We start from the raw sequence: 19,207 nt of genomic DNA, 5'->3' as shown, positions 1-19,207 counted from the left end.
CGCTCCTGTTGGTGGTGGTGGTCTGGGTCACGTCGCGATCGCCTCGGCCCACCAGCGGTGGTCCGCCAGCACCAGGTACCAGGCACGCCCCTCGGCGTCGACGAGCTGCAACCGGTGCAGGCGTCGGCCGCCGGATTCCCACCACCGCACGACGAGCGGCCACGGACCCGCCCAGGCCGTCACGGCCGAGAAGCCGCCGCCCCGGTCGCCCTCGGCACGGAACCGTTCGGGTGCGCCGGACAGCACGCCGCGCTCGTCGACGTCGACGCTCACACCACCGACGGCGACGACGTCGACCGGTCGGGGGCGCTCGAGCACGGTGGCGGGGGGCGGGCCGGGTAGCTTGCCGGGCCACGGGCGGTCGCGCACGGTCGCCAGGGCTCGCTCACCACCGGCTGGCGCGTCGCCCCACGGCACGAGCACCACGCGCTCGGACAGGGTGCGGCCACCACCGATGCGCGGACTCACCACACCGTCGTGGCCGACCATGCCCTGGATCCGGGCGAGGCCGTGGTGCACGCGCTCGTCCGGGCCGGAGCCCCACAGCCCGCGCTCGTGGTTCGCCATGTCGTCGACGGCGACCGGCTCGAGCACGACCGAGGTGACCGGCGCCTCGAGCCCGCTGGGGTCCACCCCGCCGGCGAGCTGCCACCGCACCCGGTCGACCACGTCGGCGGCGTCGAACCAGCGCGGGTGCGCCCAGGTCCGTTCGAGCAGGATGTCGCGCTCGTCGACGATCCCCACGCGGATGGTCGTCGCCACGAGCCCCGCGGCCCGGAGTCGCTCGGCGAAGTCGTCGGCGGAACGCCGGAACGCGAACGCGATCTGGTCGGCACGGTCCAGCGGGGGTTCGAACGACGCCTCGACCCGGAGTTCCGGCGGGATCTCCCGCGCCGCGATCTCGCGGGGGTCGCGGCCCCCGGCCAACCGGTGCAGGAACGCCCCGGCCACGCCGAAGCGGTCCCGCACCTGTTCGTCGCCGAGTGCCGCGAAGTCGCCGAGCGTGGTGATGCCGAGCCGGTCGAGCACCGTCGTGAGGTCGGGGTCGCCGAGCACACCGAGCGGCAGGTGCGCGAGGAAGTCGGCCGATCCCCCGACGGGCACGAGCCGCACCCGTTCACCGGGACGCACCGGACGGGCCCGGGCGGCCTGGTCCGCCGCGAACGGGGTGTCGGCCACCCCGGCCCGTACCGCGGGGGCGCCGTGGTCGGCCGCGATGCCGGCAAGGGTCGCCGCCGCCGCGCGCTCACCGCCGTAGTACCGGGCCGGCCCGCGGGCGCGGAGCGCGAGGGTGCCCGGCCGCAGCACCTCGACCCCGGGGACCGCCGCCTCGACCGCACGGATGACGGGCTCGAAGGCGCGGTGGTCGAGGGCGTCGTCGTAGGGCTGCACGAGGAGCTCGGGGCACCGCGCCTGCGCCTCACGCACGCGGAGCCCCCGCACGACACCCTGCTCACGCGCGGACGCGGAGCTCGCGAACACGAGCCCCTTCGCGGTCAGGGCGAGTGGCTGCTCCGGCGGGGTGCCACCGGCCCGAGCCGCAGCGATGACCGGCCAGTCCGGGCACCAGAGCACGATCGTCCGGGTCGGGGGTGGTTCGGGCAGTGCCGCTCCCCGCGTGATCGCGTCGGTCCGGACGCGCCCGGAGGCGATCACGACGCCACCGCCACGGGCCGCAGCACGCGGGTGTCCCCGGAGCCCACCGTCGGCACCGCTCTGGCGGCCCGGACCGCACCGTCGGCCGCGGGCAGGAGCAGCTCGGCGGTCGCCGGACGCACCGCGCCGGCACGCCCGGTCGCGGTCACGGTGGCCCGGCGCTCCGTCAGGTGGCCGTGGCCCTGACCGATGCCGCTCCACGTCGAGGACGTGACCCGCAGCGTGACGTCCGCCCCGGGCCAGGAGCCGAGCGCGACGAGTGCGCCACCGCGCTGTCGCAGCCGAGCCGACAGCCGTGCCACGTCGCCCGGCACGACCCGGCCGAGCGGTCGGGTGAGGACGATCTGGGCGACGTCGGCCATCGCCGCCGTCACGGCGAGCCACTGGTCACCGGGATCGGGGACGAGCACGAGCCGTTCGAGGTCGATCCCCGCGGCGGCGGCGGCTTCGATCCCGAAGGACGGCACCCCGACGACCGCACACCACGCCCCGGCCGCCGAGGCCGCCTGCAGCATCGTGATCGCGAGCAGCACCGACTCGGGGACGGCGTAGGTGCCACCGACCCGGATCGCGCCGCCGGGCAGCAGGGGTTCGAGCGCCGGGGCCGTGGGGAGCCCGGCGGTGTCGACCCGCGTGGACTCCATGTCGGCCACCCGGGACCGCAGGGACGTGATGCGGTCGAGCGCGGCCCGGGCATCGCTCAGGTGATCCGTCCCACGGCGCGCACCGCCACCGCCCGCGCCGCTGCCGCCGCGTGCAGCACCGCTCCGCCCGCCCCGGTCCGGGGTGGGCGACCGGAGTGCCGCCGCCGTCTGCATGCCCTCATATTCGAACATGTGTTCGATGATGTCAATCGCGTCCGACATCTGTGGACAGTTCTGGTCGAACACGTGTTCGGATCAGGGCATCAGCTCACCAGCTGGCCACCGCCCCGACTCCGCCGAGCACCGACCGCGTCTTGGTCTCGACCTCGTCCGCCTCGTCCGCGGGCACCGACGACCAGGTCACCGCTCCCCCGGCTCCGAGGGTCCGGGAACGCACCGCCCCCGACTCGTCGAGCACGGTCACGAGGCTACGGATCGCCACCGACAGGTCGACCGCCCCGCTGGCCGAGAAGTACCCGATCGCACCCGAGTACACCCCGCGCGGCGCCCCCTCGAGCCGGTCCGCGATCGCCGTGGCACTGCTCTTCGGCGCCCCGGTCATCGACCCCGGCGGGAACGCCGCGTGCACCACGTCGGCCCGCGACGTCCCCGGCGGCAGCACCGCCCCGATCGTCGAGACCAGCTGGTGCACGCTGGCGTACGTCTCGACGGCGCACAGCCGCTCGACGTGCACCGACCCGGGCACCGCGGTCCGCAGCAGGTCGTTCCGCAGCAGGTCGACGATCATCACGTTCTCGGCGCGGTCCTTCGGGCTCGCCGCCAGGTCGTCCCGCGCGACCGCGTCCGCCACCGCGTCGGCGAGCCGCCGCCGCGTGCCCTTGATCGGTTCCGCGAGCACCGCTCCGACCGCGTCGATCCGCAGGAACCGCTCCGGTGACCGGCTCGCCACGCGCAGCGGGCCGAGCCGCAGGAACGCGCCGAACGGGACGGGGTCGGACGCCCGCATCCGCAGGTACTCGCCCAGGTGGGGGTCCGTACCGGGGCCGCCACGGGCCTCCTGTCCGACCGCGAAGGTGGTGGTGAGGCAGACCTGGAACGCGTTCCCCTCGCGGATCTCCGCGCGGCACACGTCGACCGCCCGCTCGTAGGCGGCACGCGTCACGCGTCCGGTCGCCGTGGACACCCCGGCCGGGAGGCCCGTGGCCGCGTCCACGACGCCGGCCGACGTCGTGGGGGTGCTCAGCTCCTCGAGCCACGCGCGGTTGCGCGCACTGGCCGCCGGTTCCGCCTCGGCGACGAGCGCGAGCGCCCAGGCGCCACCGGTGTGGTCGACGACGACGGCTCGGTCGACGAAACGCAGGTCGGCGTCGGCGTGCCCGTCGGCGGTGCGGTCCGGGCCGCCGGACTCGCGGCCGAGCTCGTAGCCGAGGAACCCGACCCAGCCCAGCGCGAACCCGCACCCGACGACCGGTTCGGGCAGGCGGGGCGTGCGTCGGAGCAGGTCCGCGAGCACCGCGAAGGCCGGACGCTCCCCGGATCGGGCAGGCCCGAACCACTCCTCGGCGGGCGCGGCGACCGTCAGGTGCGCACGACGGTCCTGGTGCCGGAACCGGGCGGCGAACGGCCCGTCCGTCCACGCCAGCACGGACCAGCGCGCCCGGGGCCGAGCCGTGGCGGGAGCACCGTCCGGCAGGCCGGAGTCGAGCCACACCAGGTCCCCGGCGACCTGCGCCGCCAGGGCCGCGAGGTCGGGGACCGGATCGAGTCGGCGGACCTCGACGCGGACGCCGGGGTCGGGGGTGCTCAGATCGCGGCGATCGTCCATGCGGCGGCGTGCGAGGCACCGGGCGCGAGCACCACGAGGCCGCGGTCCTCGCCGTCGTTGAAGGCGTCGGGGGCGCACGTCATCGGCTCGACGGCGAGACCGGCGCGGTGGTACTCGGGGACGACGTGGTCGGCGGTGTGCACCTGCGCCCAGCCGCACTCCGGCCCGAAGGTCGCACGGACCCCGTGACCGTCCGCAGCCGTGACCGCGATGGTGGCGAGGCCGGCGGTGTCGCGGTCGAAGCCGGTGAAGGCGTGGTCGATGAACCGGTCACCGATCAGCGTGGGCGTGCGCAGGTCGAACTCGTCGTGCACGGGGACCAGGTCGGTCGGGACGAGCCGGTCCGGCGTCACCTCGAGCACCTGGGCGGCGGGGAGCGTCAGGGTCCAGTCGTCCACGGTGCCGGCACCCGCGACGAGGTACGGGTGCGGGCCGGTCCCCCACGGCGCGGCCTCGGCCCCGGTGTTCGTCCCGGTGATCGTGGTGTGCAGCCCCTCGGCGTCGAGCCGGTACTCCACGGTGACCTCGACGCGGTACGGGTAGCCCTGCTGCGCCTGGACGGTCGTGGCGAGCACCACGCGGTCGTCCGCCTGCTCCTGCACGCGGAAGTCCGTCCACGCGACGAGTCCGTGCAGGGCGTGGTGCCGTGCGGGCTCGGTGAGGGCCAGCTCGTGGTCGACGCCGCCGAAGGAGTACTCGCCGTCGACGATCCGGTTCGGCCACGGGGCCAGGACGGCACCGCGGAAGACCGGGCGGACCTCGTCGGCGTCGAACGGGACGACCAGGTCTCGGCCCTCGTGCCGCAGGGTCCGCAGTGTCGCTCCGACGGTGGCGATGTCGGCCGCGTACCCGGCGGAGGCGATCGTCAGCGGGGACCCGGACAGCGGCGCGGCGTTGCTCATGCGCTCAGCGTATCGGGCCACCGAGCACTGTCGGACGCACGAGAAGCACTGTCGGACGCACGAGAAGCACTGTCGGACGCACGAGAAAACCCCCACCGTTCCGAGGAACGATGGGGGTTCTGGGTGGATCTGAGGGGACTCGAACCCCTGACCCCCTGCATGCCATGCAGGTGCGCTACCAGCTGCGCCACAGACCCAGATTGTGTTGCTTTTGCACCAACCGGTTCCCCGGAGGCACCATAGAAGCGTACACCATGCGAACGCCGGGCGACGAAATCGAAGCCGTCACCCGGGCGCGTCGCTGATCAGGCGGTGTGGTCCACCGGGAGCTCGAGCGGGATCGTCGGGCAGTCGGCCCAGAGACGCTCGAGCGAGTAGTACTGGCGGTCTTCGTCGTGGAAGACGTGCACGATGATCTCGCCGAAGTCGATGAGGACCCAGCGGCCCTCGGTACGGCCTTCGCGGCGGAGCGTCTTGGCGCCGAGCTCGAGGAGGCGCTCCTCGACGGCATCGGCGATGGACTGCACGTTGCGCTCGTTCCGACCGGTTGCGAGCAGGAACACGTCCGTGAGCTGCAACGGCCCGGTCACGTCGAGAGCGACGAGGTCCTCGGCCTGCTTGGCGTCGGCCGCGAGTGCTGCGGCCTGCACGAGTTCCAGTGCGCGAGTGGAGGCGGTCACGGATTCCTTCCGGTCGTCGAACCGACGGACAGCCGGTTCGCTTGATGGGTCACGATCATAAGCCACCCCGCCGACAGCGGCCAGGCCAGGGTCGGCGGGGTGGTGGAGAACGGACGTCGGGGACGGCAGCGGTCAGCCGCCGAACGCGTGGGTGGTGAGCAGTGCGGTGATGATGACACCGGCCGCAGCCAGCCCGACCGCGCCGACCGTCACACCGAGGATCAGCGGCGTGCGCGACTCCTTCGGCTTGGCGGCGGCGAGCACGACCTGGCGGGTCGAGGTGTGGCTGGACACCGCGCGACTGGCCCGGACCGGGCTGGCATCGGTGTCGGGCTGCTCGTCCTGCTGCTCGAGCAGGCGGTCCACCTCGGCGCCGTCGATCGGCCGGTGCGACCCCGTCGACGACAGCGACGCCGGCAGGTCGATCGACCCGGTCAGGATCACCTCGCCCGTCGCGTTGAGTGCGCCGGTGGGGTCGGCCAGGGCCGAGTTCGGCAGGATGATCGCGTTCGTGTTCGTCACCGCGACGCGGCGGGTGCCGGTCTCGGCGTCGTGCACCTCGGAGTCGTTCGAGTCGTGCGCCTGCTGGGACCAGTGGCCGGCGGGCGGCGCGAAGGCCGTGGTCACCGGCTTCGGCTCGGTCGGACGCTGGAACGCGGCGGGGACCTTCGGGGCCTCGGTCGCGGGCTCGGGCAGCGGCACCTCGTTGGTGTCGTCGTCCTCGGCGTCGAGCGAGAGCGGGAACACCGCGGGGGTCGCTGCGGCGGCGTTCGTGGGGATCGGCACCGGCGTGACGGCGGGCTGCGACCCGGCAGCGGGAGCCGGAGCGTCGTGGGCTGAGCGGGCCGGAGCGTCCTCGGACGTCTCGTCCGCCGGGGCGACGTCGGTCGCCTCGTCCGCAGGGGCGTCGGTCGCCGACGCGTCGGACTCGGTGGCGTCGGCGGGCGGCGACCACGTCGACCGGTGGCGGCGGGGCTCCTCGGCGTGCGCGGCGGCTTCATCGAGGGGCTCGAGCGCGTCCGGGGACCCGTCGGCCTCGGTGGCCTGGGCAACAGCGGCCTGGTCGAGGACCGTCGGGGCAGCGGGCTGCTCCTCGTGCGCGGCCTCGGCGTCCGGAGCGCTCTGCGGCGCGGCGGCGGGGTCGATCGTGTCCACCGACCCGAGGACGTCCTCGACGGTGCGGTCGGACGACTGGGGCGTGGGGTTCTGCAGCGGGACCGGCAGGACCGCCTGGCGCTCGGCGGCACGGAGCTGCCGGATCTGCCGACGGGTGAGCCCACCACTGCCGGGGACGATCTCGGTCGCGGAGGCCGGCGGGAACGGCGGCACACCGGCGGCGGGCGCCGACGCCGGGACGGACCCGGGCGCGGTCTGCGCCGATGCCGGCGCGGACGACTGGGCGGGGCCACCGGGGGCCGGGGCGACGTGCTACCCGGGACGGCGGCGGGACTCGGGGGTCTCGGCGGCGGGTGCGGCGACGGTCGGGGGCGGCGTCGCGGGCTGCGAACCGGCCGCGGCGGCACGCTCCCGCTCGCGCGCCTGGCGCCGCGACAGGGGCGGCTGCGCGTCGGACGAACTCATGCAACGCTCCGATACAGATGGTGCTTGGAGATGTACTGGACGACACCGTCGGGAACCAAGTACCAGACGGGGAAACCCCGTCGAACCCGGTCACGGCAATCCGTCGAGGATATGGCCAGTGCAGGGACTTCGAGCAAGCTTACGTCCCGCTCGGGCAATCCGGTGATGCTCAAGGCGTGTCCCGGACGCGTCACGGCCACGAAGTGCGCGAGGTCCCAGAGGCCATCATGGTCTTTCCAGTCGACGATCTGCTGAACGGCGTCTGCGCCCGAGATGAAGACGAGCTGGGCATCCGGTCGCTGTTCGTGCAGGTCCCGCAGGGTGTCGACGGTGTACGTGGGCCCCGGGCGGTCGATGTCCACGCGGCTGACGGTGAACATCGGGTTCGACGCGGTGGCGATCACGGTCATCAGGTACCGGTGCTCGGCGTCGGTGACGTCGGACTTCATGTACGGCTGTCCGGTGGGGACGAAGACGACCTCGTCGAGGTCGAACGCCCGCGCCACCTCGGACGCCGCGACCAGGTGCCCGTGGTGGATGGGGTCGAACGTGCCACCCATCACGCCGATGCGTGGCCGTCCGGTGGTCTCGAGCATCGAGTGGTCGGTCAGATCTTGGTGTGGCCGAACTCGTCGACACCCGTCTCGTGGTGGCGGGTGGCCTCGAACTTCTGGGAGTGGCGGTAGGCCACGTCGCGGAAGCTCCAGGTCACGAAGCCGAGGAAGATGAAGAAGAGGGCGCCGACCATCGGGAACACGAACGCGGGCGCCCCGGAGGCGTGCTCAGCAGCTTCTGCGAGGAAGGTCATCGTTCGTGCTCCGTTCGGTCGGGGAAAGACGCCGTTCAGTCTAGCCGCGGATCTGCCCGGAGCCGCGCACGATCCACTTCGTGCTCGTGAGCTCCGGCAGGCCCATCGGACCACGCGCGTGCAGCTTCTGCGTCGAGATGCCGACCTCGGCCCCGAAACCGAACTCGCCGCCGTCGGTGAACCGGGTCGAGGCGTTCACCATCACGACCGCCGAGTCGACGGTCGCCAGGAACCGTTCGGCGGTGTCGACGTCGTTCGTGACGATCGACTCCGTGTGGTGCGTCGACCATCGGGCGATGTGCGCCATCGCCGCGTCGACGTCGGGCACGACGCGGATCGACAGGTCGAGGTCCATCGACTCGGTCGCCCAGTCGTCCTCGGTGGCTCGGAGCACCCCGGGCACGATCGCCCGCGTGGCGTCGTCGCCGCGCAGCGTGACACCGGACGCCCGCAGCCGGTCGGCCAGCACCGGCAGGAGTCGTTCGGCCGCGGCCTCGTGCACCAGGAGGGTCTCGAGGGCGTTGCACACGCTCGGCCGCTGCACCTTGCTGTTCAGGACGATGTCGACCGCACGCTGCTCCGGCGCGGACGCGTCGAGGAACACGTGCACGACGCCCGCACCGGTCTCGATGACGGGTACCTGCGACTCGGTGACGACGGTCTGGATGAGCGTGGCGCTCCCCCGCGGGATCAGCACGTCGACCAGGCCACGTGCGCGCATGAGCTCGGTTGCACCGGCGCGCCCGAACTCGTCGATGGTCTGCACCAGGTCGCGGGGCAGGCCGACCGACTCGACCGCGTCCTGGATCCGGGCGACGAGCACGGCGTTCGTGTGCTGGGCCGCCGACCCACCACGGAGCACGACGGCGTTGCCCGACTTGAGCGCGAGCGAGGCGATGTCGACGGTGACGTTCGGGCGTGCCTCGTAGATGGCCCCGACGACACCGAACGGCACGCGCACCTGGGTGAGCTGGAGTCCGTTCGGCAGCTGCGACCCGCGCACGTGCTCCCCCACGGGGTCGGTCAGCCCGACGACGTGCTCGACCGCGGCGGCGAGGGCTTCGATCCGGACGGGGTCGAGTCGCAGCCGGTCGAGCAGCCCGGACGAGAGTCCGCCGTCCTCGCCGGCAACGAGGTCGTCGTGGTTCGCGGCGACGATCTCGTCGGTTGCGGCACGCACCGCCGAGGCGATCGCGCCGAGGGCCGCGTCCTTGACGGCGGTCGTCGCGGTCGCGAGCGCCGACGAGGCGGCCCGTGCCGCCACGAGCTTGTCGGTCAGGGTCGGGGCGGGCGCGATCGACGACATGGACCGATTGTAGGTCCGTCCCCCGGTTCGTGACGGGCGTGCCGGACGCTCGCCGTGCCTCCAGGCCCGGTCCGCCGCGCCCAGCGGTCACGACACGTCGTCCCCCGCCCGCCGAGCGGTCGCAGATCGTCGCTCCGCGCCGCCCGCGGCGACGGTTCCCGACCACACGACCGCGACCCAACGGGGAGTCGCGACCGCCTGGAGGCCCGCCACCGGTCCCCGGACACGCACCGGGCCTCCAGGCGGTCGCGTCCACCCCGTCGACCGGCCGCTCCGAGCGGTCACGACACGTCGTCCCCCGCCCGCCGAGCGGTCGCAGATCGACGCTCCGCGCCGCCCGCAGCGACGGTTCCCGACCACACGACCGCGTCCCAACGGGGAGTCGCGACCACTCGGTGCCACCCGCGAGGCGCGGCGCGGCGCGGCGCGGCGTGGCGCACTGCGGGCCGTGTCAGGGACGCGGCGCGGCGTGGAACCAGGTGCCGAGGTGTTCGCCCGCCAGCGCGCGGTCGACCAGCGCCGTGTCGGTCACGAGCACCGCGGTGCCCGCCTCGGCCGCGAGCCGCGCGGCGGCGACCTTGGTCCCTGCTCCCCCGGTGCCGACGCCCGCGGTGCCGATCGAGCCGAAGGTGACCCCGGCCAGCTCGTCGCCGAACGGCACCTCGTCGATGCGGGTCGCGCCCGGCTGCTCCGGGGGTGCTGTGTAGAGCGCCTCGACGTCGGAGAGTAGGACGAGGGCGTCGGCCCCGAGCAGCCGAGCCACCAGGGCCGCGAGCCGGTCGTTGTCGCCGAAGCGGATCTCGTGCGTGGCGACGGTGTCGTTCTCGTTCACGATCGGGAGCACGCGCAGGGCGAGCAACCGGTCGATGGCCCGCTGGGCGTTCACACGGTGCGTGGGGTTCTGCAGGTCACCGGCGGTGAGCAGGATCTGCGCCGCGACGACACCGTGCCGGTCGAGTTCCTTCTGGTACCGGAACATCAGGACGTTCTGCCCGGTTGCGGCCGCCGCCTGCTGCGTGGCGAGGTCGTCCGGTCGCCCCTCGAGCCCGAGGAACGGGAACCCGGTCGCGATCGCACCGGACGACACGAGCACGACCTCGGTCCCTCGACCGTAGGCGGCCGCCAGAGCGTCCACCAGGGGGCCGATCTGGCCGGCGGCGTCACCGCTGACCGAGGACGAGCCGACCTTGACCACGATCCGCCGCGCACGCGGGATGTCCTCGCGCCGTGTGACGGGTCCGAGGTCGGTGCGGGCGGTCGTGTCGGTCATGCCGCGGTCAGTCCTTCTGGTCGCTGGTCTCGACCTGGTCGCTGGTGCCGAGCTGGTCGCTGGTCACCACGTCGTCGTCTACCCAGAGCCCGGAGACGCGCTCCTGCTCGAGCTCGGCACGGGCGGCCGCCTTGGCGTCCATCCGCTCGAAGTACTCCTCGCGCCGCTCGTTGCGGGTCGGACGCGAGGTCGCGCCGATGCGGGCGTCGGTCCCACGGGCGCTCGTGATGAGCTCCGCGGTCGACGTGAGCGTGGGCTCCCAGTCGAACACCATGCCGCCGTCGCCACCGATGACGACGGTCGAGCCGGCGACGGCTCCGGCCTTGAACAGGCCGTCCTCGACGCCGAGCTTCGCGAGCCGGTCCGCCAGGTAGCCGATCGCCTCTTCGTTCGTGAAGTCGGTCTGCTGGACCCAGCGCTCCGGCTTGGCGCCGCGGACGCGGTAGAAGCGGTGCTCCTCGCCGCCTTCGGCGCGCACGGTGAAGGGCTTCTCGTTGACCGAGCGGGGGCGGAGCACGATGCGCTCCGGCACGGGCTCGGCAGCACGGGCGGCGCGGGCCTGCTCGACGATGTCGGCCAGGGCGAACGTCAGCTCGCGGAGCCCCTTGCGGGACGCCGTGGAGATCGGGAAGACGCGGTAGCCGCGGCCCTCGAGCTCGGCGGTGACGAACTCGGCGAGCTCCTGCGCCTCGGGCACGTCGATCTTGTTCAGGGCGATGAGCTGCGGGCGCTCGAGCAGCGGCACCTGGCCCTCGGGGACCGGGTAGCGCTCGAGCTCGCCGAGGATGACGTCGAGGTCGCTGATCGGGTCGCGGCCCGGGTCGAGCGTGGCGCAGTCGATGACGTGGAGCAGCGCCTCGCACCGCTCGACGTGGCGCAGGAACTCGAGGCCCAGGCCCTTGCCCTCGGACGCGCCCTCGATCAGACCGGGGACGTCGGCGACGGTGAACCGGGTGTCACCGGACTCGACGACGCCGAGGTTCGGGGTGAGGGTCGTGAACGGGTAGTCCGCGATCTTCGGCTTGGCGGCGGAGACGGCCGCGATGAGCGAGGACTTGCCGGCGCTCGGGAACCCGACGAGGGCCACGTCGGCGATGGTCTTCAGCTCGAGGCTGATGTCCCCCGCCCAGCCCTCGGTGCCGAGCAGCGCGAAGCCGGGGGCCTTGCGCTTCGTGGTGGAGAGCGCCGCGTTGCCGAGGCCGCCCTGTCCACCGGGAGCCACGACGACGCGCATGCCGGGCTCGGTGAGGTCGGCGATGACTTCGCCGGACTCGTCGTACACCACGGTGCCGACGGGCATCGGGAGCTCGAGGACCTCGCCGCTGAGACCGCTGCGGTGGTCGCCCATGCCGGGCTGGCCGTTCTTCGACGAGCGGTGCGGGGAACGGTGGTAGCCGAGCAGCGTCGTGACCTGCGGGTCGGCCACGAGCACGATGTCGCCGCCGTCACCGCCGTTGCCGCCGTCGGGCCCGGCGAGGGGCTTGAACTTCTCACGGCGGACCGACACGCAGCCGTTGCCGCCGTGCCCCGCGCTGAGGTGCAGGGTCACGCGGTCGACGAAGGTCGCCATGGTCCACTCCTGGTGTTTCGTTGTGCCGACGGGATCGTCGGCGGGAAAAGCGAAGGAGGGGCGGGCACTCGGCCCGCCCCTCCAGCTGCAGTCGTTCGAACGACTACGCGTTGACGATGTTGATGACCTTGCGGCCACCCTTGGTGCCGAACTCGACCGAACCGGACGAGAGGGCGAACAGCGTGTCGTCGCCACCGCGGCCGACGTTGGCGCCCGGGTGGAAGTGGGTCCCGCGCTGGCGGACGATGATCTCGCCGGCGTTGACGACCTCGCCACCGAAGCGCTTCACGCCGAGGCGCTGTGCGTTCGAGTCACGACCGTTGCGAGTGGAACTCGCACCCTTCTTGTGTGCCATGAGTTGACTCCCTTACGCGATCTTGGTGATCTTGACGCGGGTCAGCTCAGCGCGGAAACCCTGGCGCTTCTTGTACCCGGTCTTGTTCTTGAACTTCTGGATGATGACCTTGGGACCACGGAGGTCGTCGAGCACCTCGGCGGTGACGGTCACGTTCGCGAGCTCGGAAGCCGCCGACGTGATCTTGTCACCGTCCACGAGGAGCACGGGGGCGAGGTCGATGTTGCCCTTGTCGTCCGCCTTGGCACGGTCGATGGTCAGGATGGTGCCGACCTCGACCTTCTCCTGACGGCCGCCGGCGCGCACTACTGCGTAAACCACGTGGAAATCCTTACGTAACTCTGCTTGAGGGAAGTCTCGGGTGCCCACTTCTGCACGAGCGGCTCCCGGGAAGGCCGGGCCCGATCGGCGACGCAGGCAGAACGGCCCGCTGACACCAGGGACCGAGAATACTCGATCACCCTGGGTCCGGTCAAACGGCGACACCCGTACGATTGCACGGTGACCGTGTTGATCGACCCACCGACGTGGCCCGCCCACGACACACTGTGGTCGCACCTCGTCAGTGATGAATCCTACGCGGAACTCCACGCGTTCGCTGCGCGGGCAGGTGTGCCGCGCCGTGCGTTCGACCACGATCACTACGACGTCCCGCTCGCGCGGTACGACGAACTCGTGGCCGCGGGCGCCTCGGCGGTGACCGGTCGCGAGCTCGTGCTGCGGTTGATCCGCAGTGGGCTGCGCGTGGCGCAGCGCGACAAGCGCGGCCTCTGACAGCGCCTCAGGACGGCCGGGAGGCCCGGTGCGGGTCCGCCCCACGCGGCACCTCGCACGGCGCGCCGCCGGCTCGCAGGGCTGCGCGTGCGAGGGGCCGGGAACGGGCTCAGCGGGGCGCTGGTCCGCCCCAGGGGTTCGCCGGGGGCTGCTGCGGAGGCTGCTGCTGCTGCGGCTGGATCGTCGACGGCGGGACCGCGTCGGCGGGTCGGACGGTGCCCGGCATGCCCGGGGTCGTCGACGTGCCTCGTCCGCGGCGCGGTCGACCGAGCCAGAGCCAGGCCGCCGTGGCGGTCGCCAGGAGCATCACGGTGAACGGCAGACCGTTCTGCAGCGGCCGCGTGAGCACGTCGATGACGAGCTGGGAAGCGCCGGCGGTGGCCGCTCCGAGCGACCCGGTGAAGACCCCGACGAGCATCAGGGCCACCGTGCCAGCGGCGCCGGCGAGGACCACGCGGAGCAGGAGCCTCGGCAGCGGGCTGCGGCGGTCGATCGGCGTCAGGAACGCCAGGGCCAGGAACGCGCCGACGTAGTACGGGAACGGCGCCACGAAGACTCCGGTCGTGAAGCTGCCGAGCAGGCTCGTGCCGGCGCCGTAGTGCCGGAACGGACTGACCACGAGCGAGGTGCCGAGCAGCCCGAAGAGCCCGGACACGAACTCGACGAGCACCAGGGCCACCACGGCGATGAGCGCACCGGCCGTGTTCGTCACCGATGCCCCGGGCGCGAAGGCCCGACGCGGGTCTGCCGGGGCACGGGGCGGCCGCGGTGGGGCGTACGGCGCGCCGGCACCGGGCTGACGCCCGTACTGCGGCACACCGCCCTGCTGCGGCGGCACGGGGCCACCGGGCTGCTGGGCACCCGGGCCGGGCGGTGCGGGCTGGGACCAGCCCGCACCGTAGTACCCACGCTGCTGCTGCGGGTCGCCCGGGTTCGTCACGTCAGTTCCCCAGGATCACTGCGCCGTCGGAGCCGTCGGCGTCGTCGGTCGGCTCCTCCGTCGGCGTGGCCGGAGCGCTGATGCTCGGCGACGAGACCCGGCGGGAGCGCGAGCGCCCCTGTCCGGGCTGCTTCGGCTCCGGGAGCGCCTGGAGCACCGAGTCGAGCAGGGACTCGGCGTCCGGGGCGACCGCGCGGGGCTCGCGCTTGGGTGCCGCGGCGATCGGGATGTCCAGGATCGCGACGGTGTTGTCGGTCGGGGTCACGGTGGCGCTCGAGCTCACGCGACGGCGGGCCGGGGCCTTCGCCTTCGGTGCGGCCGCGGGCTCCGTGACGGCCGGAGCAGCGCCCTTCGGCGCGCGCGCCTCGGGCTCGACGACCACGGCGGACTCGGCGGTGGCCGAGGACTCCGGTGCGTCCGACTGCTCGGCGGCAGGTGCCTGCGGCGCCTCGGTGGCCCCAGCCGGTGCAGCGGCCTGCTGCTCGCCGTTCTGCTGGTCTCCGGTCTGCTGGTCAGCCCCGCGGCCTCCACGACCACGACGACGACGCTTCGAGCCGGTCGGCTGTTCGCCACCCGTGCTGTCCGTGCCGGTCGACGCGTCGGCCGACGACGGTGCCGCGGCCTCCGTGGCGGTCACGGCAGCAGCTGCCGCCTCTTGCTCGTCGTGCGACAGGGTCGAGGCGGCGATCCGCGACAGCGCGTTCTTCACGTCGTCGGTGATCTGGTGCGCCTGGCTGGACGCCCCGTTCGACGACCCCGACGAACCGGAGTTCCCGTTGCCGTTCCCGCCGTTGCCGGACCGGCCGTTCTCGTTGCCGTTCCCGCCACGGCCCTTGCGACGACCCTTGCTCGGGCCCGGGTCGGCGTTGTTGTCGTTGATCTTGGCGTTGACCTCGTCGAGGGACTCGCGCAGACCGACACCGATCTTCTTGCGGGTCATCTGCACGAGGCCGAGCGAGGTGATCTCGGCGACCTGGTGCTTCGTCCGGTCACGGCTCAGGCACTCCACCAGACGGCGGAGCACGAGGTCGCGGTTCTCCTCGAGCACCATGTCGATGAAGTCGACGACGATGATGCCGCCGATGTCCCGCAGGCGGAGCTGCCGGACGATCTCCTCGGCGGCCTCGAGGTTGTTCTTCGTGACCGTCTCCTCGAGGTTGCCGCCGGACCCGACGAACTTGCCCGTGTTGACGTCGACGACCGTCATGGCCTCGGTGCGGTCGATGACGAGCGAACCACCGGAGGGCAGCCAGACCTTGCGGTCGAGCGCCTTGTCGATCTGCTCGTTGAGGCGGAACTCCTCGAACGAGTCGGGGCCCTCGTACCGGACGACGCGGTCCTTGAGGTCCGGGGCGACGGCCGACAGGTACTCGTCGATGGTGCCGCCGGCGGCCTCGCCGTCGATGATCAGCTTCGTGAAGTCCTCGTTGAAGACGTCGCGGACGATCTTGATGAGCAGGTCGGGCTCGGAGTGCAGCATCACCGGGGCGTGACCGCCGGCGACCTTCTTCTGGATGGCCTCCCACTGGCTGGTCAGGCGCTGCACGTCGCGGGTGAGCTGCTCCTCGGTCGCGCCCTCGGCAGCGGTGCGGACGATGACGCCCGCGTGCTCCGGCAGGACCTCTTTCAGGATCTTCTTCAGTCGGGCACGCTCGGTGTCCGGCAGCTTGCGCGAGATCCCGTTCATCGAGCCGTTCGGCACGTAGACCAGGTAGCGACCCGGCAGCGAGATCTGGCTGGTGAGGCGGGCACCCTTGTGGCCGACCGGGTCCTTCGTGACCTGCACGAGCACCTTGTCGCCCGGCTTGAGCGCTGCTTCGATGCGGCGACCGTGGTTGCCGGTCTCGACGGAGTTCCAGTCGACCTCACCGGCGTAGAGCACGGCGTTCCGGCCACGACCGATGTCGACGAACGCCGCCTCCATCGAGGGCAGGACGTTCTGCACCTTGCCGAGGTAGACGTTGCCGATGAGCGACACGTTCTCGGACTTGGTGATGTAGTGCTCGGCGAGGATGCCGTCCTCGAGCACGCCGATCTCGATCGTCGACGAGCTGGAGCGGACGATCATCTGGCGGTCGACGCTCTCGCGGCGGGCGAGGAACTCGTCCTCGCTGACCACCTGACGGCGGCGTCCGGCGTCGCGGCCGTCACGACGGCGCTGTTTCTTCGCCTCGAGTCGGGTCGAGCCCTTGATGCGCTGCGGCTCGGTGATGAGCTCCGGCTCGCGGCGGCGCGGCTCCTGGTGGTCGCGCGGCTCGCGGGCCTCGCGGTCGGCGCTCGAACCACGGCGACGCGAGCGACGGCGCGAGCCGCCCTGGTCGTCGCGGTCGTCACGGTCGCGATCGCGGTCGAAGCGGTCCTCGCGGTCGTAGCGGTCGTCCTCGTCGCGGTCGCGGTCGCGGTCGCGGTCACGATCGCGCTCGAACCGGGGCGCGCGCTGCGGCAGCTCCGGCAGCACCGGCGCGTGGAAGATCAGGCTGAGCGTGCTCGTGGCCTTCGGCACGAACGGCTCGTCGGCGGGTGCGGCGTCGTCGTTCGCCGCGGCCGTCGGTGCGGCATCGGCCGGACGGGAGGCGCGGTCCGCGTCCGCCCCGTCGCTCGCGGTGCCCGGCTGGTCGCCCGTCACGACCGGCAGGTCACCGGTCAGCGTGCTCACGTCGTGCGGCTCGGCACCGCTGTCGGCCACGGCCTCGACCGCGACGGAGACCGCCCCGGTGTCGGTCGGCTCGACGGGCGATGCCGGGGAGTCCGGCGAATCGGGAGAATCCGGCGAGTCGGGAGACCCGACGCTGGCCGCGGGACGGGCGTCAGCGCCGCCCGTCAGCGCGAGGGTCTCGTCGGCGTGGGGTGCCTGCTCGGCGCCCCCACGGGCCTCCTGGCCGGACGACCGGGCGCGGCGACCGCCGAACAGGCGGCTCCGGCGCTTCGGCGCGTTCTCGTCGTTGGTCGTGTTGTCGTTGTTCTGCTCCACCATGGACTGGTGCACTCCTCGGCCCCACTCGCACCCTTTCGGGCGGCGGGAATTCTGTAGTTGTGGCGGGCGGCGTCGACGCCCCCGCGCTCGCTGTCTCGTGACCGGTCTGCGTCAACTTCGCTTGCGTCCGCGCCCGTTCCGGTCCGGGCACCCGGCCCGGGTCGGCTCGGCGTCGGAGTGACGCTGTCCCGACCACAGTGCGCTCTCACCGCACCGGATCGTCCGGGTTCGGCCCGGTGGGGCGTCACTCGGAAAGCTCTCTTCGGTGTGCGGTTGGCCGCACGACCTCCAGGCATTATCGCATGCCACACCCCGAAAGCACCGGAACCCGCATGCGATGATGACCGCGTGACCGCGTCTGCACCTGCCCCCCGTCGTCCGATCGCGATGGCGGTCTTCCTGCTCGTCACCGGGATCGTCGGCCTGTTCGGCTCGTTCCGGCTCGTCCTGGACGAGTTCACGAAGTACCAGAACCCGAAGGCCGTCCTGAGCTGTGACGTGAACCCGTTCATCAACTGCTCCGACGTGATGGCCAGCTGGCAGGGGCACCTGTTCGGGTTCCCGAACCCGCTGCTCGGCGTCATGGGGTTCGTCGCGCCGATCGCCGTCGCCGTGCTGCTGCTCGCCGGGTTCCGGAACGGTTCGCGCTGGTTCTGGATCGCGTTCAACGCCGGTGTCCTCCTGGCGTGGGTGTTCGTGACCTGGCTGTTCACGCAGACCGTCTTCGTCATCGGTGCCCTGTGCCCGTGGTGCATGCTCGTCTGGTCGATGACCATCCCGATGTTCTGGGTGTTCACGATCTGGAACGCCGCCCAGGGTCGCTTCGGCGCCGGAGCGCAGCGTGTCGGGCGGTCGCTCCTGCCCTTCAGCTGGGCGTTCGCGCTGGCGAACTACCTGGTCATCATCGTCACGATCATCATCAAGTTCCCCGCGGTCCTCACCAGCTTCTGAGCCGTCCCCGCTGCCCCTACGCTCGGGATCGATGAACGAGAACGAGAGCAGCAGGGCGCGCCGGGACGCCGCACGTGAGCGCGCGCGAGCGGCACGGGCGGCGGAGCAGTCGCGCCGACGCCGCCTCCGCACACTCGGCATCAGCGGGATCATCGTCGGCGGCCTCGCGGTGATCGCGGTGGTGGTCCTGGTGATCGCGAACTCCGTGCAGCCCGCCGGTCCGGGGCCGCGCAACACGGCGAGCGACGGCGTCCTGCTCACCGGGGTCAACGGCAGGATCGTGCCCGTCGAGACGCGGGCGGTGCCCGACGGCGGGACCCCGACGCCGACCGAGCAGGACGGCTCCGAGACCGCGATCACGATCTACGCGGACTACATGTGCCCGTACTGCAACCAGTTCGAGACGGCCCAGATGTCCCGGATCCGGCAGTGGGTCGAGGACGGCACCGCGACCCTCGAGCTGCATCCGCTCGGGCTGCTCGACCGCGTGTCGCTCGGATCCCGGTACTCCACCCGCTCGGCTGCGGCTGCCGCCTGCGTGGCGGACCACGACCCGGACGCGTTCCTGGCGTTCAACAGCTCGCTGTACGAACACCAGCCCTCGGAGAGCACGCGCGGACTCACGAACGACGAGCTGGCGTCCCTCGCGCGCGGAGCGGGGGCGACGGACCCGGCCGTGACACCGTGCATCACCCGGCAGGACTTCGCCGGGTGGGTCGCCGACGCGACCAACCGGGCGATGAACGACCCGGTGCCGAACTCGTCGCTCGACGGGATCACGAGCACGCCGACGATCATCGTCGACGGCCAGCAGTACAACGCGGACGGCGCGGCGTCCCTCGCCGACGTCGACGCGTTCGCGGCCTTCGTCCGGAAGCACGGCAGGGCGTCCTAGCCGCGCGCACCGTCCCGCCGCGTCCTCGCCGCGCGACCGCGCGACCGCCCGCCCGCCGCACGACGAACGGCCCCCGCTCCCGCATGGGAGCGAGGGCCGTCGGTCGTTCGGAGAG

19 protein-coding genes and 1 tRNA gene are annotated in these 19,207 nt (G+C 72.6%); 3 read left to right on the top strand and 17 right to left on the bottom strand.

Annotation, left to right across the window (positions count from 1 at the left end):
- Positions 1-27: 27 nt before the first annotated feature.
- The 15 genes from DEJ30_RS04515 to rplU all read right to left on the bottom strand — a co-directional run bounded on the left by DEJ30_RS04515 (position 28) and on the right by rplU (position 12,879).
- Positions 28-1,656, bottom strand: a complete 1,629-nt coding sequence (locus tag DEJ30_RS04515; protein WP_110859237.1) for a DNA polymerase Y family protein — start codon at positions 1,654-1,656, stop codon at positions 28-30.
- A complete protein-coding gene (locus tag DEJ30_RS04510; protein ID WP_181420003.1) occupies positions 1,653-2,492 on the bottom strand; it encodes a hypothetical protein in 840 nt (279 codons plus the stop codon). Before DEJ30_RS04510 ends, DEJ30_RS04515 begins: the two co-directional genes overlap by 4 nt.
- A 76-nt stretch (positions 2,493-2,568) precedes the next feature.
- Complete coding sequence (locus DEJ30_RS04505) at positions 2,569-4,086, bottom strand: anthranilate synthase component I family protein (RefSeq protein WP_110859236.1); 1,518 nt, start codon at positions 4,084-4,086, stop codon at positions 2,569-2,571.
- Complete coding sequence (locus DEJ30_RS04500; protein ID WP_110859235.1) at positions 4,065-4,988, bottom strand: aldose 1-epimerase family protein; 924 nt, start codon at positions 4,986-4,988, stop codon at positions 4,065-4,067. The genes DEJ30_RS04505 and DEJ30_RS04500 overlap by 22 nt, the downstream gene beginning before the upstream one ends.
- A 124-nt stretch (positions 4,989-5,112) precedes the next feature.
- Positions 5,113-5,185 (bottom strand) — tRNA-Ala (locus DEJ30_RS04495).
- 108 nt (positions 5,186-5,293) lie between these two features.
- On the bottom strand, positions 5,294-5,668 hold the full coding sequence (gene rsfS, locus DEJ30_RS04490; protein WP_027464721.1) for a ribosome silencing factor: 375 nt from the start codon (positions 5,666-5,668) through the stop codon (positions 5,294-5,296).
- Between the two features lie 132 nt (positions 5,669-5,800).
- A complete protein-coding gene (locus tag DEJ30_RS04485; RefSeq protein ID WP_110859234.1) occupies positions 5,801-6,997 on the bottom strand; it encodes a hypothetical protein in 1,197 nt (398 codons plus the stop codon).
- 99 nt (positions 6,998-7,096) lie between these two features.
- Positions 7,097-7,249, bottom strand: coding sequence for a hypothetical protein (locus tag DEJ30_RS18065; protein ID WP_181420002.1), 153 nt, complete (start codon positions 7,247-7,249; stop codon positions 7,097-7,099).
- Entirely contained in the window at positions 7,246-7,845 is a 600-nt protein-coding gene (gene nadD / locus DEJ30_RS04480; protein WP_110859233.1) for a nicotinate-nucleotide adenylyltransferase, read from the bottom strand. The genes DEJ30_RS18065 and nadD overlap by 4 nt, the downstream gene beginning before the upstream one ends.
- 11 nt (positions 7,846-7,856) lie before the next feature.
- Positions 7,857-8,057 (bottom strand): hypothetical protein, encoded by a 201-nt coding sequence (locus tag DEJ30_RS04475; protein ID WP_110859232.1) that lies wholly within the window; start codon positions 8,055-8,057, stop codon positions 7,857-7,859.
- 40 nt (positions 8,058-8,097) lie between these two features.
- Positions 8,098-9,363 (bottom strand): glutamate-5-semialdehyde dehydrogenase, encoded by a 1,266-nt coding sequence (locus DEJ30_RS04470; protein WP_110859231.1) that lies wholly within the window; start codon positions 9,361-9,363, stop codon positions 8,098-8,100.
- 451 nt (positions 9,364-9,814) lie between these two features.
- The gene (gene proB, locus DEJ30_RS04465; protein WP_217499638.1) at positions 9,815-10,633 is read right to left on the bottom strand and encodes a glutamate 5-kinase; all 819 of its coding nucleotides are present in this window, start codon (positions 10,631-10,633) and stop codon (positions 9,815-9,817) included.
- Positions 10,634-10,640: 7 nt separating this feature from the next.
- Positions 10,641-12,203, bottom strand: a complete 1,563-nt coding sequence (gene obgE / locus DEJ30_RS04460) for a GTPase ObgE (RefSeq protein ID WP_110859230.1) — start codon at positions 12,201-12,203, stop codon at positions 10,641-10,643.
- 103 nt (positions 12,204-12,306) lie between these two features.
- Positions 12,307-12,558 (bottom strand): 50S ribosomal protein L27, encoded by a 252-nt coding sequence (rpmA, locus tag DEJ30_RS04455; protein WP_017885976.1) that lies wholly within the window; start codon positions 12,556-12,558, stop codon positions 12,307-12,309.
- A gap of 12 nt (positions 12,559-12,570) precedes the next feature.
- Positions 12,571-12,879, bottom strand: coding sequence for a 50S ribosomal protein L21 (gene rplU, locus DEJ30_RS04450; RefSeq protein ID WP_027464715.1), 309 nt, complete (start codon positions 12,877-12,879; stop codon positions 12,571-12,573).
- 180 nt (positions 12,880-13,059) lie between these two features.
- On the opposite strand from rplU, the gene DEJ30_RS04445 reads away from it, so the two are divergent.
- Positions 13,060-13,332, top strand: coding sequence for a DUF4031 domain-containing protein (locus DEJ30_RS04445; RefSeq protein ID WP_110859229.1), 273 nt, complete (start codon positions 13,060-13,062; stop codon positions 13,330-13,332).
- 109 nt (positions 13,333-13,441) lie between these two features.
- On the opposite strand, the gene DEJ30_RS04440 is transcribed toward DEJ30_RS04445, so the two are convergent.
- Together DEJ30_RS04440 and DEJ30_RS04435 are read right to left on the bottom strand one after the other, a co-directional pair.
- Positions 13,442-14,272 (bottom strand): hypothetical protein, encoded by an 831-nt coding sequence (locus DEJ30_RS04440; protein WP_110859228.1) that lies wholly within the window; start codon positions 14,270-14,272, stop codon positions 13,442-13,444.
- A 1-nt stretch (position 14,273) separates the two neighbouring features.
- On the bottom strand, positions 14,274-17,246 hold the full coding sequence (locus tag DEJ30_RS04435) for an Rne/Rng family ribonuclease (RefSeq protein ID WP_110859227.1): 2,973 nt from the start codon (positions 17,244-17,246) through the stop codon (positions 14,274-14,276).
- A gap of 348 nt (positions 17,247-17,594) precedes the next feature.
- Here DEJ30_RS04435 and DEJ30_RS04430 point away from each other — a divergent pair, with 348 nt between their 5' ends.
- A complete protein-coding gene (locus DEJ30_RS04430) occupies positions 17,595-18,197 on the top strand; it encodes a vitamin K epoxide reductase family protein (RefSeq protein WP_258369814.1) in 603 nt (200 codons plus the stop codon).
- 31 nt (positions 18,198-18,228) lie between these two features.
- On the top strand, positions 18,229-19,092 hold the full coding sequence (locus DEJ30_RS04425) for a thioredoxin domain-containing protein (RefSeq protein ID WP_110859225.1): 864 nt from the start codon (positions 18,229-18,231) through the stop codon (positions 19,090-19,092).
- Positions 19,093-19,207: the final 115 nt, after the last annotated feature.

Origin of the sequence: Curtobacterium sp. MCPF17_003 (genome assembly GCF_003224385.1) — a bacterium.
In the GTDB taxonomy this organism is placed as follows: Bacteria; Actinomycetota; Actinomycetes; order Actinomycetales; family Microbacteriaceae; genus Curtobacterium; species Curtobacterium flaccumfaciens.
Note: the sequence above shows the minus strand (reverse complement) of the source record. Positions and strands in the feature narration are given on the sequence as shown.